The 15,490-nt window shown below is 46.9% G+C and carries 16 protein-coding genes; 1 reads left to right on the top strand and 15 read right to left on the bottom strand.

From position 1 onward, the window contains the following. Positions 1 to 73: 73 nt before the first annotated feature. Positions 74 to 1,315, top strand: a complete 1,242-nt coding sequence (locus tag DCC85_RS08890) for a DUF418 domain-containing protein (RefSeq protein WP_108465262.1) — start codon at positions 74 to 76, stop codon at positions 1,313 to 1,315. Between the two features lie 29 nt (positions 1,316 to 1,344). Here DCC85_RS08890 and DCC85_RS08885 read toward each other — a convergent pair whose 3' ends face one another. The 15 genes from DCC85_RS08885 to flhA form a co-directional block, all read right to left on the bottom strand. Beyond that, positions 1,345 to 1,542 carry a YrhK family protein gene (locus DCC85_RS08885; protein WP_159081823.1) on the bottom strand — a complete coding sequence of 66 codons (198 nt, stop codon included), beginning with the start codon at positions 1,540 to 1,542 and terminating at the stop codon, positions 1,345 to 1,347. Positions 1,543 to 1,767: 225 nt separating this feature from the next. Further along, positions 1,768 to 2,382 (bottom strand): endolytic transglycosylase MltG, encoded by a 615-nt coding sequence (locus tag DCC85_RS08880; protein WP_108465260.1) that lies wholly within the window; start codon positions 2,380 to 2,382, stop codon positions 1,768 to 1,770. Then, positions 2,379 to 2,960 (bottom strand): hypothetical protein, encoded by a 582-nt coding sequence (locus DCC85_RS08875; RefSeq protein WP_108465259.1) that lies wholly within the window; start codon positions 2,958 to 2,960, stop codon positions 2,379 to 2,381. The genes DCC85_RS08880 and DCC85_RS08875 overlap by 4 nt, the downstream gene beginning before the upstream one ends. A 26-nt stretch (positions 2,961 to 2,986) precedes the next feature. After that, positions 2,987 to 3,304, bottom strand: coding sequence for a hypothetical protein (locus tag DCC85_RS08870; RefSeq protein ID WP_108465258.1), 318 nt, complete (start codon positions 3,302 to 3,304; stop codon positions 2,987 to 2,989). Between the two features lie 57 nt (positions 3,305 to 3,361). Continuing rightward, a complete protein-coding gene (locus DCC85_RS08865) occupies positions 3,362 to 4,762 on the bottom strand; it encodes a FapA family protein (RefSeq protein ID WP_199909990.1) in 1,401 nt (466 codons plus the stop codon). A 31-nt stretch (positions 4,763 to 4,793) separates the two neighbouring features. Then, entirely contained in the window at positions 4,794 to 5,582 is a 789-nt protein-coding gene (locus DCC85_RS08860) for a FliA/WhiG family RNA polymerase sigma factor (protein WP_108465257.1), read from the bottom strand. Positions 5,583 to 5,595: 13 nt separating this feature from the next. Then, positions 5,596 to 6,033 carry a hypothetical protein gene (locus tag DCC85_RS08855; protein ID WP_108465256.1) on the bottom strand — a complete coding sequence of 146 codons (438 nt, stop codon included), beginning with the start codon at positions 6,031 to 6,033 and terminating at the stop codon, positions 5,596 to 5,598. A 2-nt stretch (positions 6,034 to 6,035) separates the two neighbouring features. Further along, the gene (locus tag DCC85_RS08850) at positions 6,036 to 6,533 is read right to left on the bottom strand and encodes a chemotaxis protein CheD (RefSeq protein WP_108465255.1); all 498 of its coding nucleotides are present in this window, start codon (positions 6,531 to 6,533) and stop codon (positions 6,036 to 6,038) included. Continuing rightward, entirely contained in the window at positions 6,526 to 7,152 is a 627-nt protein-coding gene (locus tag DCC85_RS08845; RefSeq protein WP_108465254.1) for a chemotaxis protein CheC, read from the bottom strand. Before DCC85_RS08845 ends, DCC85_RS08850 begins: the two co-directional genes overlap by 8 nt. 4 nt (positions 7,153 to 7,156) lie before the next feature. After that, positions 7,157 to 7,618 carry a chemotaxis protein CheW gene (locus DCC85_RS08840; protein ID WP_108465253.1) on the bottom strand — a complete coding sequence of 154 codons (462 nt, stop codon included), beginning with the start codon at positions 7,616 to 7,618 and terminating at the stop codon, positions 7,157 to 7,159. A 48-nt stretch (positions 7,619 to 7,666) separates the two neighbouring features. Further along, on the bottom strand, positions 7,667 to 9,742 hold the full coding sequence (locus DCC85_RS08835) for a chemotaxis protein CheA (protein ID WP_108465252.1): 2,076 nt from the start codon (positions 9,740 to 9,742) through the stop codon (positions 7,667 to 7,669). A gap of 34 nt (positions 9,743 to 9,776) precedes the next feature. After that, entirely contained in the window at positions 9,777 to 11,156 is a 1,380-nt protein-coding gene (gene cheB, locus DCC85_RS08830) for a protein-glutamate methylesterase/protein-glutamine glutaminase (protein WP_108465251.1), read from the bottom strand. Positions 11,157 to 11,186: 30 nt separating this feature from the next. Continuing rightward, complete coding sequence (locus tag DCC85_RS08825) at positions 11,187 to 12,089, bottom strand: MinD/ParA family protein (protein WP_108465250.1); 903 nt, start codon at positions 12,087 to 12,089, stop codon at positions 11,187 to 11,189. Continuing rightward, positions 12,086 to 13,459, bottom strand: a complete 1,374-nt coding sequence (gene flhF / locus DCC85_RS08820) for a flagellar biosynthesis GTPase FlhF (protein WP_108465249.1) — start codon at positions 13,457 to 13,459, stop codon at positions 12,086 to 12,088. Before flhF ends, DCC85_RS08825 begins: the two co-directional genes overlap by 4 nt. After that, on the bottom strand, positions 13,456 to 15,489 hold the full coding sequence (flhA, locus tag DCC85_RS08815) for a flagellar biosynthesis protein FlhA (RefSeq protein ID WP_108465248.1): 2,034 nt from the start codon (positions 15,487 to 15,489) through the stop codon (positions 13,456 to 13,458). The genes flhF and flhA overlap by 4 nt, the downstream gene beginning before the upstream one ends. Position 15,490 lies beyond the last annotated feature (1 nt).

Raw genomic sequence — 15,490 nt, 5'->3', positions numbered from 1 at the left:
TTAAGATATTGTTAGACATTTATTTGAGTTCCGTTAAGCAGCAGACTTTATGCTGGAACCGAGGTGATAGAAAATGACAAATAGTCATAACGGACTGGGGTCTAAAGGAAGAGTAACGCTGGTCGATGCTCTACGAGGATTTAGCTTACTTGGTATTCTGATGGCCAATATGCTGATATTTCAATACGGAATGTATGGAAAGGAAAAGCTGGAGTATTTCAATCCTTCCTTCTGGGATCAATCGTTTCATCAAATTCTCCGCATCTTCGTTGAAGACAGCTTTATGCCGATCTTTACCTTCTTATTCGGATACAGCCTGATTAAAATGAAAGACAGCCTCGCTGCCAAAGGGTTAAAATATAGGCGTTATCTTATACGGCGCTTCTTGTTTCTAATTGCGGCAGGGTTTATGCATTCCTACTTACTGTGGGAAGGAGATATCTTATTTGCCTATGGTATGATTGGTTTCTTTCTACTTCTGTTTATTAACCGCAAACCTAAAACACTGCTGATCTGGGGGATTGTCCTTATCTCGCTTATGACTGTCATGATATATGGTGAAGACTCTGCCACTCCCGCAAAGGAACAATCTATGGATAAATATATTGAGCAGACAATCCATGTTAATCGTGAAGGCTCCTATCATGAAATCATGTTTCACCGCAATAACGTAGATCCTCTCGGCCTTTCTACAAGCGAGGCTTTGATTCTAGTAGTGCTAGTGCCTTTGGTTACTGCTCCTATGTTTTTGTTTGGCATGGCGGCTGCCAAGAAGCAGCGCTTTAGCCAGCCTAAGGCGGAACGGGCCTTATATGCCAAGAGAATTATATGGATACTACCAGCTGCCCTGATTCTAAAAGCCATTGGGGTATTGTACACATCGAACTTCAGCTCCTCACTGATTATGCTGGGAGGTGAGATGCTCAGCTTGGGCTACATCTACTTATTCGCCTATGTATTTTCTTATTTCTCATCGGATTCACAGCCCATTCGCCAATTTGAAGCGATTGGACGCATGTCGATGACCAACTATTTAATGCAAACCGTGATCTGTACTACAATATTTTACGGATATGGCTTAGGCCTCTTTGGAAAAGTTGGAGTGGTTGCAGGCATCGGCTTCGCTATCATCATCTATTTGATTCAAGCGCTCATCAGCAGGCTGTGGCTGACTAAATTCCGCAATGGCCCCATTGAGAGATTGCTTCGCATGTGGACCTATCTCTCCTGGCGGGGGATTACACCAAGCACATCCACCTTCAAAGTCAATGCCGATTCTAGAGAAGGCAACACAGACAATAGACCCTTCTCTTAACCGGGCGGGTAGAAGAGAGGCTACGGGGACTAACGGCTCTTTTTCCTCCGAAATCTATAAGCTAGATTGACCAGAGCTTTCACCAGCATCATACAGCTTCCCGCAAGATACAAGCTTCTGGCCAGATGGGATAGGGATTCATAGAACATACATATGCTGCCTATGATAAACAGCAGTCCTGTCATAATGTCAGCCGCTAATCTCCGCGTCTCATAGCGATCATCCACCGTCAACCTTGCTTTTATACTTTCTCTCTGATGATTTATCCTGGAATGGAGCTTTGGGCCTTCCTGGGAATTAGCATGATGCCGTCTCCGACTTATCGATTTTAGATATCTCAGTGCAATCGCCTCCTCTTGGGCCCTTACCCAATTTAAGAAAGGATCATAACACCGAAATTTTTGCCAAATAACAAAGATCCCTTTAAGCCACTTGGCCTTGAGGGATCTTTGTTATTTGGATCGTGTGGTAATTTTTTTAGCAATCGAGGAGAAATCTTCCCCTTCAGTGAACTGATAGGTTCCCGTTTGAATCACAGACGTCAGCTTTTTGGCTTTTGCCCACTTTATAAAAGAGCTCTTGTCGGAAATTACGTTTGCCTTCTCCAACCTTGCTGCCACATCCGTTAACGTTGATCCGGAAGTAACCTTGACGGAAATGCTGCCTTTGGAAATGGATTCGGCCGATTTCTCCTCTGAAGCAGAATTGGATTTCGCTGTAGGCTTTTGGGGCTCTGCAGGCTTAACAGGAGTAGCGGGAGAAGTCGTCGAAGTTGACGACGGTTTCTTAGGAGTGGACGGTTTAACAGGCGTTGAAGGACTCGCAGCAGTACCCCTGCTTGTCTGTCCCTTATTCCCAGAGGTTTTCTCTTTCCATTCCTGCTCGGTATACACCTCTTCATCGCTTCCATACACCTTAAGACCAAGACTCTCAGCGGCTTGTTTAACCTGCTCCTCAGTGTATAGTGATTTAGAATTTGTACTCTGAGCCACATTCATCAGCTGCAGCAGGATAGCACCAATGATCAATCCCGCTCCGAGACCCATCAGAAAATTACGGTTCTTCACAGGGATTCCTCCCTTTTGGCCAACTGAAGGATCAGCTGAACTTCACCTCTGGGCATTCCCACCGCTTTAGCAATGGCATCCATCGACTTCCCTTGAGCATCAAGCTCGAAAAGCTGCGGATAGCGATCGCGGACCGTTGGAACAGCCGGTGATGGTTCCTCAATCTGCTGCTCGGGTTCTGCAGTTGCCCCATCAGGCAGGCTTGGAGCGTTCATGGAATGTGCAGCTACTGGTACGGAAGCTCCTTTCCAGCCATTCTGCTGAAGCGTAGAAACGACAAGCTCCAATGCCGCATGCTGCTTCTCCGTGTCCGCCAAACGCTGACGAAGCTCGCTGATCTGCTCCTGCATGGATAACTGCTTTGAGACGGTATCCTGCTTGAACTGAGTCAGCAGCTGCACAATTTCGTCATTGTCCTGCTCCATCTCTGCCATATACTGCTCTAATGTTGCTTCTACATCGCTGACGGTATCCTGACTTGATCTCGCTGCCTGCTTACGCTGCGGAGCAAGCAGCGAATAGACCAAGACAACGGCACCTAACAGAACGATATATACCCATGGAGCGGAAAAATCCATTTCTCTCACCACTTGCTGTAAATTTTTTAATAAGATAAGTCAATGTGTTTACCTTTGTAAGGATGCTCGGCCGGCTTTGACGGAGGTGCCTGCTCCTCTTGATTGGGGGAGGAATGCTGTTCCTGGCCCGAACCGGATTCGCGGTGATCCTGATCATGAATCTGCGTCTTGCTTGAGTCATCAATGCCCGTACTTCGTGTTCTCTGCTGGTCTGCATGCTTGATATTCTGTCCTGCAATCATCTGCTGATCCAGCAGAGGCCGATGCTGCTGATCTTGCTGAACCCGGCTGGCTTCGCTAGTTCGAGGAACCGCAATCTGCAATTCAACAGGCTTAAGATCCATAGGACCACCTCATCAATGAAGATTGTTCCAAATTAAATATCAATGCTGTGCCACGTGCTAAACATATGAAGACATTGCGATATCGCCTTCAGCAAAATAGAATGTCATTCGAGAAATGGGGTCCTTAATAAATCTAGTATATCTTCCAATTGCTATTTTTGAACCTCCATATATCATGCTCATCACTTGAACTTTAGCCCTTCCGGTATTTTCAAGCGTTTTTTCTATCTCTAATATTCGTTCTTTTAATTCTCTTTGATGCTGAATAGCAGACTTCTTTGTTAGACTTAATTTAGCTCTCATTGCTAATTTATCAGGGGTTAATTTACCGTGAGAAGCTAATTGATCCAAAAGAACAAGAGCCTTCTCAGTTTTATCTAAATTCTGAGTATCGTCTTTAAGCTGCTGCTTTAACAGTGAAAGCTCGTTGCGAAGTTCAGGGAGTACCCCCACTTCAATAGAAGTGGTTGTTGACATAGGATTACCTATTACCCGGGCAACAACTTTTTCACCTGCTTGTATATGCCCACCAACTATTAATCCCTTTGTTCCTAGACAGATTACATCTCTTCTTGCACGCACATTTGAATGCATAATACTCTGAGAGACAACCACATCAACTCCGGCCTCTACGTTTCCGTCTTGAATAAAAGAACTCTTCACATTTTGACCAGCCTTAACCAATCCTTTATTATATCCTATAATGCCGCCAGAAATATCTATAGAACCTTCAGCTTCGAGCTCTGCGCCCTCTATACCCCCAGTAATACGAATGTCACCACCGGCACTGATTTTAAAACCAGATAGTACATTTCCTCTTATAACTACGGTACCTACAAAGTCGATGTTTCCGATACTATAATCAACGTCTCCATTGATTTCGTAAACAGGAAATACATTAAGTTTGTCCGTTCGAGTTACCAAACCATCAATAGCCGCATACATAGCTGTTTGTTCAGAATTGACAACCACATTTTTTCCAACCTTAAAATGTAATTCTTTTCCAGGTTTGAAAGCGATCTCTTCACCAGTCACAGCTATCCCCGGTTCCCCAGGAACTGGAAAGTCTCGAGTAGCGATCAGTTGCCCCTTTTTAACGTTATTAAGCTGAATAACATTTTTATAGTCGACTATTCCATCTTCTGATTCTTTCGGAGTATTTCGGTGTTCTTCCATATCAACCAAGTAGTTAATTACTCCATCTTTACCATCGACGGGTTCCCTTCCAAATGCTATCGGTGTCCGACTATAAGTGTACTCTGCTGGATTCTCTACAAACCGGTGAAGAATATCCATCTGGATGCCGTAGTGAATACCTTGATTTCGTAGGAAGGTCTCCAAAGTCTCAATAGTACACTCAAAGTCTTCTTCATACTTAATAAACTGTAGATAAGCAACTGTTTTATCTTCTGACATTGCAGTGCTCAAGTACTGTTCTAACTCTTCTAACTTTTTCAAATTGGCACCCCTCCTACAAATCACAAGCCTCTTAATCTTCTTGCATTAAGAGGCTGCGATGTTTCTCAAGGCTGCCGCGAAGCCGCAGAATTGCTTTGGAGTGCAGCTGTGAAATCCGAGAAGGTGATAGAGACATTACCTCCGCAATTTCACTAAGCGACAGATCCTCATAGTACAACAAGGAGACAACCGTCCGCTCTTTCTCGGTCAGCTTCTCAATTCCTTTGGTGAGCGATTCATGCAGATAAAATTCCTGGACTTTGTGGTCCGGGTTCTTTGCTTTATCATCAACCAGCACGGACAGCCGCGTCTCGGATTCTTCCTCACGAATAGGATCCTCAAGCGAGCACAAAGTCATTACGGCAACCTCCTGAAGCATATGCTGGAACTCTTTCTCCGACACATTAAGATAGCTGCTCATTTCCGAATCGGTGACGCTTCTTAAGTATTGCTGTTCCAGCTGCTGATAACCTTCTTCAATGCGCTTTGCTTTCTCACGGACAGAGCGTGGAACCCAGTCCCCTTGCCTCAACCCGTCTAGAATAGAGCCCCTCACACGCCAGGAGGCATAGGTTTCAAATTGCAGACCTCTTTTATAATCAAATTTCTCAACGGCGTCAATCAACCCCATCACTCCGTTGCTGAACAGATCATCTTTTGAAACATTTTTGGGGAGACCGACCGCAAGACGTCCGGCTACATAGTCGACGATATTCAGATATTTTTCGATAATCTCTTTCTTCGCCTCCAAGTCGCCTTTTTCCTTCCAACGTTCCCAAAGATCAGCGTAACTTAAAGGAGAACCTTTGCGCTCGTTCATTTACCCCACCCCTTTATTCTTCTGTCAGGTGACGAACAGCCTTTACCAGCTCTTCCGGATTCTTATCTACGCTAGTTGCCAGCCTTGGAGGATTCAAGGGGGCAAAATCGGAATTACTCGCTTGAGACTCAGCCTGAGGAGCTGCTTGGGGCTTTAGCAAATCATTTAGTTCGTCTGTTTCATCCGGTGTGCTTAGATCCACATTGATCCCTAAATTATCATCCTGCGCTTGATGCGCCTGATCCCCCTTTTGATTTGCTGAATCAGCAGGGTCTTCCTTAAGAACTCCAATAACCCATCTCAATGCAAAGGCTATAACAAACCAAACTACAAAAGCGATAAGACTTCTGATTAAAGAAGTTGTTAATAGATTAGAAGAAGATGAAAATGCAAAAGTGATGATAAATCCGATTGCACCGAATAACCAGTTAAACATCATTTTTCCTGCCATGGCTACAATTCCTTTATCCCCTTTTGTATACTGCGTATAAATAGTATACCCGTTTCACAATCTAATTCTATCGTTCTCCCATAATTGCCGCCAGTATCTTCAGCAATCAAGGGAATCCCTAGTTCTTCAAGACTAGCCTTACATGACTCCACATTTCGGGGGCCAATACGCATCGTATCTCCCGTACCTGCGAAGCTAAACATCTGCGAGCCTCCCGCCATCTTTGCTACAAGTCTCTTGGCGGAAGCGCCTGCCTGAATAAGCTTCTCATACAAGGCAGGTACACCCGTATCCGCATATTTTGCGAGATTCAAAGCGCCTTCTCTAGCAATTTCGGAAGATGGCAGCATCACATGCACCATGCCTCCCAGCTTAAGCTGAGGATCATGCAGGGTAAGTCCCACACATGATCCGAGTCCTGTTGTACGAATAAGTCCCTGGTTCTGTACCATTCCCAATTCTGCCATGCCGACTTTAACAATATGCTGTTCTTCAATCATGGCTCACAGGCACTCCCAAAGCCGCGAAGATTTTATCGAAAGAATCCGGATCCGGAATGAGGAAGAACTGTCCTTCCACTTCCTCCTGTCCCTCAATAAATGTTGTATCAATCAACAGTGCATCGTCACCCATCTGACCAAATTGGAGTAATCCATAGCTTAAGATGGCTCCGGCCATATCCATAGCCAGTGCCGGAACTGTAGGCGACATGGACAGCTTCGTAAAATCAGCAAGCGAGGATAGATACGAGCCTGCTAATATATTTCCGATCTCGGATAAAGCCGACCATTCCATCTCAGAGAACTCGCTTCCTTGTTCCGTATCAATCGCTGCAAGTCGGCTCAAGAGATTCTTCCCGGCTTCCGGTGTTAGGATAAAAAACAGATTACCCGGAGCTTCTCCTTCTACACGGAAGAACACTGCAATCACAATATTCTCAGCTCCACCAACCCTGTCAGCAATAGCTTCAAAAGGCAGCATCTGAACTTTGGGAACCGCCATATCTATGGGTTTATCAAGAAGTCTTGAAAGAGCTGTTGCAGCGTTGCCCGCGCCGATATTTCCGACCTCTTTCAGCACATCCATCTTGAAGTCCGCAAAGTCCTTGAACAAATCCATGAATCTAACCCTCTAAGCCTTCCAGCTGAATAATCTCACTTTTATTGAGCACCTCAGACAGGTTGAGCATAATCAGAAGACGCTCTTCAGAGATCCGGGCAACGCCATGCAAGTATTTCGCTTTGATGCCCCCGACAACTTCCGGCGGAGAGTCGATCACATCGGTGTCTAAATCAATTACGTCGTTTGCCGAATCTACAATAAATCCTACTTCCATATCCTCTACGGCCACAATGATAACGCGAGTTTGATCGGTATACTCCGCTTCAGGAAGGCCAAACCGGCCGCGCAGATCAATAACCGGTATCACCACGCCGCGCAGATTGATTACACCCTTTACAAAGCTGTATGTCTTAGGTACACGAGTAATTGGCGTAATGCGCTCGATGGTTTGAACTTTGTCCACATCAATACCATACTCCTCATGTCCCAGCTTGAAAACAATAACTTTAATTTCCTGTCCCATGGTTGATTCCTCCTAAATTCTCTTTCCGAAGCAATTCATCTGTTTAAATTACTTAATGAAGGCATTAGGGTCAATAATCAAAGCAACCTGTCCATCCCCAAGAATCGTTGCCCCTGCAACCCCCTGAATGGAAGGCAAGTATTTGCCCAAATTCTTAATAACGACTTCGTTCTGCCCAACAAATTCCTCAACGGTCAAAGCCGCCAAGCGATCCCCTTTACGAATAACCACAATCTCAGTTTCCACTTCCTGACTTTCGTCATAACCTGGCACGTCGAATATCTCGGCTAATGATAATAGCGGAATGTTGGTATCACGATATGGTATCATCTTGTACCCATGAATTTCGCGGATTTGAGCTCGCTTGATCATTCCGGTCTCAACGATTGAGGACAGCGGGATGGCATACTTCTCTTCGCCAGTCTTAATCAGCATTGCGGAAATAATCGACAAGGTCAGCGGAAGCTGAACGGAGAACTTAGAACCCGATCCCAGCTTGGAAGTTACCTGCACTGTACCGCTTAGGGATTCAATTTTAGACTTAACTACATCCAGACCCACACCACGCCCGGAAATATCGGAAATTTTCTCTGCTGTACTGAACCCAGGAGCAAAGAGAAGCAGTGCGACTTCATCATCTGTCATTGCCTGTGCTTGCTCTTCTGTAATAACGCCGTTCTTGATCGCCTTGGCTGCTACCTTCTCACGGTCAATTCCTTTGCCATCATCTTCAATCTCGATGAACACGTGGTTGCCACTATGGAATGCGCGAAGCTGAACGGTGCCTGTCTCAGGCTTGCCAGCTTCAATTCTTTCGGCCGTTGTCTCCACCCCATGGTCGACAGCATTACGGAGCAAGTGAACCAGTGGATCACCAATCTCATCAATAACTGTACGATCGAGCTCAGTTTCCGCTCCTGTAATAATCAGATCAATTTTCTTGTCAAGTGATTTAGCCAAGTCCCGAACCATCCGAGGGAATCGGTTAAACACGGTATCCACAGGTACCATCCGAAGCTTAAGCACAATATTTTGCAAATCTCCGCTAACCCTAGTCATATGCTCAACAGTTTCCGTAAGCTCACTGCGCTTGATCTCTCCTGCCAGCTGCTCTAGCCGCACCCGGTCAATCAGCAGTTCACTAAACAGGTTCATAAGTACATCAAGACGTTCAATATCCACCCGAATAGTTCTAGACGGGGCTGGCGTACCGCCGCCCGCCCGTTTCGGTGCTGCTTCGGCACCTTTGGACTTCGCAGGAGCAGGAGCAGAAGACTTCTCAGCTTTCTCCGGCTGAGGAGCCGCTGGGGGTGCTTCTACCGCTGCTGCAGCTTCAGCTTGCGGCAGCGCCATCTGCTGTAGCGTCTCTGCATCCAGCTGAACTACCTTCGCTTCACTAATCTCGGAGATATTCAAAATCAAATTTTTAAGTTCTTCCGCTTCCTTCTGCGTTATGTAATACAAGGAGAAACTGCGGTCAAACTTGTCTTGCTCAATGTCTTGTGCAGAAGGAAAGGATTTAACGACCTCACCGTTACGCTCCATGAGATCAAAAACCTGATAGGCTCTAACGGCCTTAAGCTGACAGTCATCGCGGATGACTACATCAACATAAAGGACCTTATGCCCCTCAGCAATGGATTGCTCCAGGACGGAATACTGAAACTCGTCAAGCACAATCGACGAGTTCGCGCTTGCAGCTGGTGCTTTTGCTGGTGCAGACGCTTTGGCTTCGCCTGGAACCTCGCCACGAACAATCGCCTGAAGAGAGTCCACTATAGAAGTAACATCGGCTTTTCCCTCTCCGCCTTCGGTAATGTCTTGAACCATGGATTGCAGCGCATCAAGGCTTTTGAAGAGCGTATCAAAAATAAAATCCTGCATCTTCAGCTTATCATTACGCACCAGGTCCAATACGTTCTCCATTTGGTGTGTCAATGAAGCTAAATCTTCAAACCCCATCGTCGCCGCCATCCCTTTAAGGGTATGAGCTGAGCGGAAAATAACCTGGACAATGCTGATATCCTCAGGATTGTCTTCCAATTGCATCATGTTGTCGTTTAACGCTTGCAGATGATCATTCGACTCATCAATAAACATGGATAAATACTGATTCATGTCCATGGTGAGGCACCTCCTCCAAGAGATCCATTTTCTCTTATTTCACAATTTGTACAAGCTTTGGCGCAATTTCTTGAAGTGGCAGGACATGGCTGACACACTTCAACTCAACTGCAGAACGCGGCATTCCATAAACTACACAGGTTTCTTCACTTTCTGCAAATGTAGAGGTAACACCAGCGTCGTATAACCGCTTCATAGCTTTAGCTCCGTCACTGCCCATCCCGGTGAGCAGAGCTGCATGTCTCCGGAACTGGCTCAAAGGAAGCAACGAGCTAAACAGCACATCCACAGATGGCCTATGCCCACTTTGAAGCTCGCCTTGATTCAGCGAAATTTTGCAAGTTCCACCTGCACCAGGGACAATCGTCAAATGCTGTCCGCCAGGCGCAATATAGGCGGTCCCCTTCTCCATAATCATTCCATCCTCAGCTTCCACCACCGTTAAAGCACATAGGCTGTTAAGGCGCTGGGCCAGCGATTTGGTAAAGTTCGGAGGCATGTGCTGAACGATGGCGATCGGGGCTGGAAAGTTTCCTGGAATACGTTCCAATAGCGTCTTAAGCGCCTTCGGCCCACCTGTGGAGCAGCCGATAGCAACGATATCCGTGTAAGCTGCTCCGCCCGCCGCTGTTGTCTGCCCGGCGATCCGGCCTGAGTTCTCCCGCTTTACAGGTTCGGCTTTAGGTTCCGGAACCGCTTTTGCTACCGGCTTGCTTCTCTCCGGAGGCTTCGGCGCTGGGGACTTCGCTGCCGATGGTTTGGGCGAGCTTGCTTTTACATCATCAACAGCTTTAGTAGAACCGGCCCCGAATGGAGGCTGCTTTACTTCCGGCTTCTTCGGCTCGGAAGGCTCCGACTGAGCTCGTTCTGGCAGCGGGCTAATTTTAGGCCGTTTGGGTTCAGGTACTGCTGGGGGAAGAGCTGAAGGTCGCTCCACCCTAGGGTGCGGAGGAGCCTTCGGCTCTTCCGCCTGCCGTGCCATTGCCTGCTCTCTGGCCAAGCGGCGTTCTTTACTCAGCATAGCCGCACGTATTTGTTCGCGCAGGGCCTCTCCCACCTCAGCTATGCCTTGAGAGCTCGAAGACAGCGAGGGTTTCCGAATAAAGTCAAAAGCACCGAGCTCAAGAGCCATAATGGTCTCTCTCATGCCCTGCTCATTAATACCGGAGAGCATAATAACAGGCACGGGATGCTTTTTCATTATGTGACGCAGGGCTTCAAGACCGTTCATTTCCGGCATTTCCACATCCATAGTCACCAAATCCGGAGACAGTTCCTCAATTCGTTCCAGCGCTTCCCGTCCATTAGCAGCAGTTCGCTCAACCCAGAACGACTTATCCTGCTCTATTAAATCGGTAATAATTTTGCGCATAAACGGAGAATCGTCCACGACTAAAATCCGATATGGCTTCATTCGCGATCCCACCTCGTCCTTATTAAAGAATCAATTTGCTCTAGATAGCCATTTGTGAATGAATCCTCTGATTCCTGTCAAAGTGCTTTCCTGCTCATCCGCTTTACCTTTTGTGTTCATATCAGCATAAAGCTTGGCAATCAGCTTGATATCCCGGGAAGCAGATGAATGAGGATACGCTGTAGAGAAAGGGACTTGACGCTTAACCGCCTGCATTACATACGGATCATCACTTATTGACCCCAGCAGAGGAAGTTCGATATTTAAAAATTTCTTTGCCACCAGCGTAATTTTATCGTGCACCTGCCTGGCCTCCTTGGCGTTTGAGACCCGGTTGACGATCAATCTGAAGTTACTCTGCGGCTCTACACCAAGCACTACCTTAATTAGTGCATAAGCATCCGTAATAGAAGTGGGCTCAGGCGTGGTTACAACGAGACATTCATCAGCAGCTGCTATAAATTTCATAGTCTCCTTAGATAAACCCGCACCTGTATCAAAAAGAATATAGTCCATCTCATTCGAGATTTGTTCAATTTGCTCAGTGAAATAAGTGAGATCACTCTCCGACAAACTGAACAAATCCGCCATGCCCGAGCCACCTGCAATGAATGGTAGATTATCCGCTCCGTACTCCACAATCTCCGTTAGCTTCTTCTCGCCTTTTAGCAAATGATAAAGACTGTACTTTGGCCTAGCCCCCATCAAAACATCAATGTTCCCCATCCCAATATCTGCGTCGAACACCAGTACTTTCTTGCCGAGAGATTGCAAAGCCAAAGCAAAATTCAATGTAAAATTAGATTTCCCTACGCCTCCCTTGCCGCTAGTGACCGTGATCACCCGAGCGGCGCGCTTCCGGTTTTCTTTCTTGATGTCTGATTGCTCCTGTGCTGAAACCAGTTGTCTTAAGGATTGGGCCTGGTCGCTCATGACAAGGGTGCTCCCAAATCTCCAAGAAGCTCTTGAAACAGCAGTTCCCTATTTACAGATAGCAGATCATCCGGCACATTCTGGCCATTCGTAATGTAAGAAAGCAAGAGTGGGTAATCGGCTACCAAATTAAATAATGGACCGCAACTTTCGGTTTCATCGAGCTTGGTAAATATGACTTTATCCAAACCGTATTTCCCAAAATGGTCGGTAATCTTTCTCATGTCCTCCATTTTTGACGTTAAGCTCAGCACAAGATAGGTTTCGCTTTGTTCAGACAAAGAAAGCAAGCTGTGGAGCTCAGCAACATGCAGCTCATTGAGATAATTTCTTCCCGCTGTGTCCATCAGCACCAGATCACAGTCCTCAAGGCGAGCCATTGCCCTCTGCATATCTCCAGGAGACTGAACGACCTCTAGAGGAACATTCAAGATCGAAGCGTAGGTTCTGAGCTGCTCTACCGCTGAGATCCGGTAAGTATCCGCAGTAATCAAGCCAACCTTCTTCCCCGCCTTGAATATTTGATCTGCAGCCAGCTTGGCGATTGTCGTCGTCTTTCCGACGCCTGTCGGCCCGGCAATATAAGCGATTTTCGTCTTTGGCGAAATGCCGCTCCCTATCTTATCTAAGAGAAATTGATCAATTTGCTCTTCTACTCCTGCTACCAGCTCCGCATGGGTCATTTGCCCCTCAGAGCTCTCCCAACGTTCTACTACGGGAGCCAGCCATCTCTCCGCAAGCTCAGGCATGATTCCCTGCCTGGACATGCGTTCGGTTATTCGCTGAAGAGTCTCTGGCAGCTCCCGAGCTCCTTCTTGCTGACTTGTAAGCTTGCTTACCATAGACTTCATCTGCCTAATTTCGTCTATTAATAAGCTGTTGGCGTCCATCCCTGTTCCTGTATTTCGCTCTACAAGGATCTCCCGCTTCTCAAGCGGAGGGATTGCGGGCTCAGGGACGACTGTCTCTGAGCCTTGGTCACTTAGTATTCCAGTTTGCTCCACCTTCGCATTCAAAGCTTCTTCCTGTTGTATGGAAGAGGAAGACTTATCTGCAGGCTTCTTATCTCCAAGAAGCTCTGCTGTCTTCCGGTAAGCCTGGGGTACTCCCGCCCTCACAGGCTGAAGCACAGGCTGAATCTCCTCTGTCTGCTCAGCCGCCTGCCTAGGCTTCGCCACAGACCGAACCTTTGGTTTGTCTTCTGCTTCCGTCGCAGCAATTACTTCTATTTTCTTCTTCGTAAACATTCCTAGAAATCCGCCGACCTTAAGCTCTTTTGTACTTAGAATGACAGCATCGCTGCCTAGATCGGTGCGAATTTTAAGCATGGCATCCGGCATGGTATCAACAATATATCTCTTTACTCTCAAAGGTTAACCACCCCGACACTCTGAATTTCAACATTAGGCTCAAGTTCACTGTAAGACAGCACCGGCACATCTCTCATTGTCCGCTCCATGATCTGCCGCAGATACATACGGATCGTCGGCGATGCGAGCACAATTGGCTGCTGTCCTGTTTGAATCAAGCGGTTAATCTGTTCTGTTAATTTCTGATAAACCGATTGGGTAGAAACGGGGTCTAAAGCCACATAGCTTCCCTGGTCTGTCTGCTGTACACTTTCCGCTATTTTCTTCTCTAATGTTGGTCCAACTGTTATTACCCGCATGGTCTCGCCTTGCTGAGTAAACTGCTGAGTAATTTGGCGGGATAGGGATTGACGGACATATTCGGTTAACACTTCTGGGTCTTTGGTATAGGATCCATAGTCGGCTAGAGTTTCGAATATCGTTACCAGATCGCGAATCGATATTTTCTCTCGAAGCAATTTGCCCAGTACCTTCTGCACATCCCCAATGGAAAGTACGGAAGGAATAAGCTCGTCCACCAGCACTGGATAATTCTCGCGAAGATTGTCGACCAGCGCTTTCGTCTCCTGCCGCCCGAGAAGCTCATCCGCATGCTTCTTGATAGTCTCCGTAAGATGAGTAGCTACCACGGAAGGAGGATCTACGACCGTATACCCAGCAAGCTCTGCCCTCTCCTTGGTCGTCTCATCAATCCAAAGCGCAGGTAAGCCAAAAGCTGGTTCTTGAGTCTCAATTCCGGTAATAGAATCATCGTCATATCCGGGGCTCATGGCCAGGTAGTGATTAAGTAACAATTCCCCACTGCCTACTTGATTCCCTTTAATTTTAATGACGTATTCGTTCGGTTTTAGTTGAATATTGTCGCGAATACGTATTACCGGTACGACAAGCCCAAGCTCCAATGCGCATTGACGGCGGATCATAATAATTCGATCCAGCAAATCCCCGCCTTGGCCTGTATCCGCCAGTGGAATCAGTCCATAGCCAAACTCGAATTCGATCGGGTCCACCTGCAGGAGATTAATAACACTCTCCGGACTGCGAACTTCCTCGATCTGCTGCTCTTCCTCCTGAATCTCTTGAGCGACGATCTGCTTGTTCATATTCTTCTGCATCCGATATGCAGCAATTGCTAGCAGCCCCGCCAGAGGAATTGTGGCCAGAACGCCAATCGGCGTGAACAGCCCAAGCAGTGCGACCGTTCCTGCAACGATATAGATCAGCTTAGGGTAAGCAAACAGCTGCCCTGTAATATCTTCTGCAAGGTTGCCTTCCGAGGAAGCGCGTGTAACGATAAGACCCGCTGAGGTGGAGATCAGCAGCGCTGGAATTTGGCTGACCAGACCGTCCCCGATCGTCAGGAGAGAATAAGTCGACAAGGCATCCATAAACGGCAATCCATGAATGGATACACCAATAATAAATCCGCCAATGAGGTTGATCATCAGAATAATGATCGAAGCGATAGCATCCCCTTTTACAAACTTACTCGCACCATCCATAGCTCCGTAGAAGTCAGCTTCACGCTCAATCTTTCTCCGACGTTCCATCGCCTGCTTCTCATTGATCAGCCCCGCGTTCAGATCCGCGTCAATACTCATCTGTTTGCCGGGCATCGCATCCAGGGTAAATCTCGCAGCTACTTCCGCTACGCGCTCAGAACCCTTCGTAATTACGATAAATTGCACAACCACTAGAATTAAGAAGACGATAAAACCGACAACAGGCTCTCCCTGGGATACCCAACTGCCGAACGTTCTTACCACGTGACCTGCGTCAGCTTGTCCAAGAATCAACTTAGTGGTCGATACGTTAAGCGCCAGCCGGAACATCGTAGTAATCAGCAGCATTGCTGGAAAGATAGAAAATTGCAACGCTTCTTTCGTGTTCATCGCAACCAGCAGTATCATCATTGCAATCGATATATTGATCACCAGCAGCACGTCGAGCAACCATGTCGGGATCGGGAGAATCATCATCATGACAATGCCAATGATCCCCACCAATATCGAAATATCTTTAATTTTCACG

The organism is Paenibacillus sp. CAA11, from assembly GCF_003060825.1.
Taxonomy (GTDB): Bacteria; Bacillota; Bacilli; order Paenibacillales; family Paenibacillaceae; genus Fontibacillus.
This window is presented reverse-complemented; position numbering and strand designations above follow the sequence as displayed.

Coding starts and splice junctions, on each gene's coding strand:
- DCC85_RS08890 (WP_108465262.1), top strand. CDS start 74: ATGACAAATAGTCATAACGGACTGGGGTCTAAAGGAAGAGTAACGCTG.
- DCC85_RS08875 (WP_108465259.1), bottom strand. CDS start 2,960: ATGGATTTTTCCGCTCCATGGGTATATATCGTTCTGTTAGGTGCCGTT.
- DCC85_RS08870 (WP_108465258.1), bottom strand. CDS start 3,304: ATGGATCTTAAGCCTGTTGAATTGCAGATTGCGGTTCCTCGAACTAGC.
- DCC85_RS08860 (WP_108465257.1), bottom strand. CDS start 5,582: ATGAACGAGCGCAAAGGTTCTCCTTTAAGTTACGCTGATCTTTGGGAA.
- DCC85_RS08855 (WP_108465256.1), bottom strand. CDS start 6,033: ATGGCAGGAAAAATGATGTTTAACTGGTTATTCGGTGCAATCGGATTT.
- DCC85_RS08850 (WP_108465255.1), bottom strand. CDS start 6,533: ATGATTGAAGAACAGCATATTGTTAAAGTCGGCATGGCAGAATTGGGA.
- DCC85_RS08845 (WP_108465254.1), bottom strand. CDS start 7,152: ATGGATTTGTTCAAGGACTTTGCGGACTTCAAGATGGATGTGCTGAAA.
- DCC85_RS08840 (WP_108465253.1), bottom strand. CDS start 7,618: ATGGGACAGGAAATTAAAGTTATTGTTTTCAAGCTGGGACATGAGGAG.
- DCC85_RS08835 (WP_108465252.1), bottom strand. CDS start 9,742: ATGGACATGAATCAGTATTTATCCATGTTTATTGATGAGTCGAATGAT.
- cheB (WP_108465251.1), bottom strand. CDS start 11,156: ATGAAGCCATATCGGATTTTAGTCGTGGACGATTCTCCGTTTATGCGC.
- DCC85_RS08825 (WP_108465250.1), bottom strand. CDS start 12,089: ATGAGCGACCAGGCCCAATCCTTAAGACAACTGGTTTCAGCACAGGAG.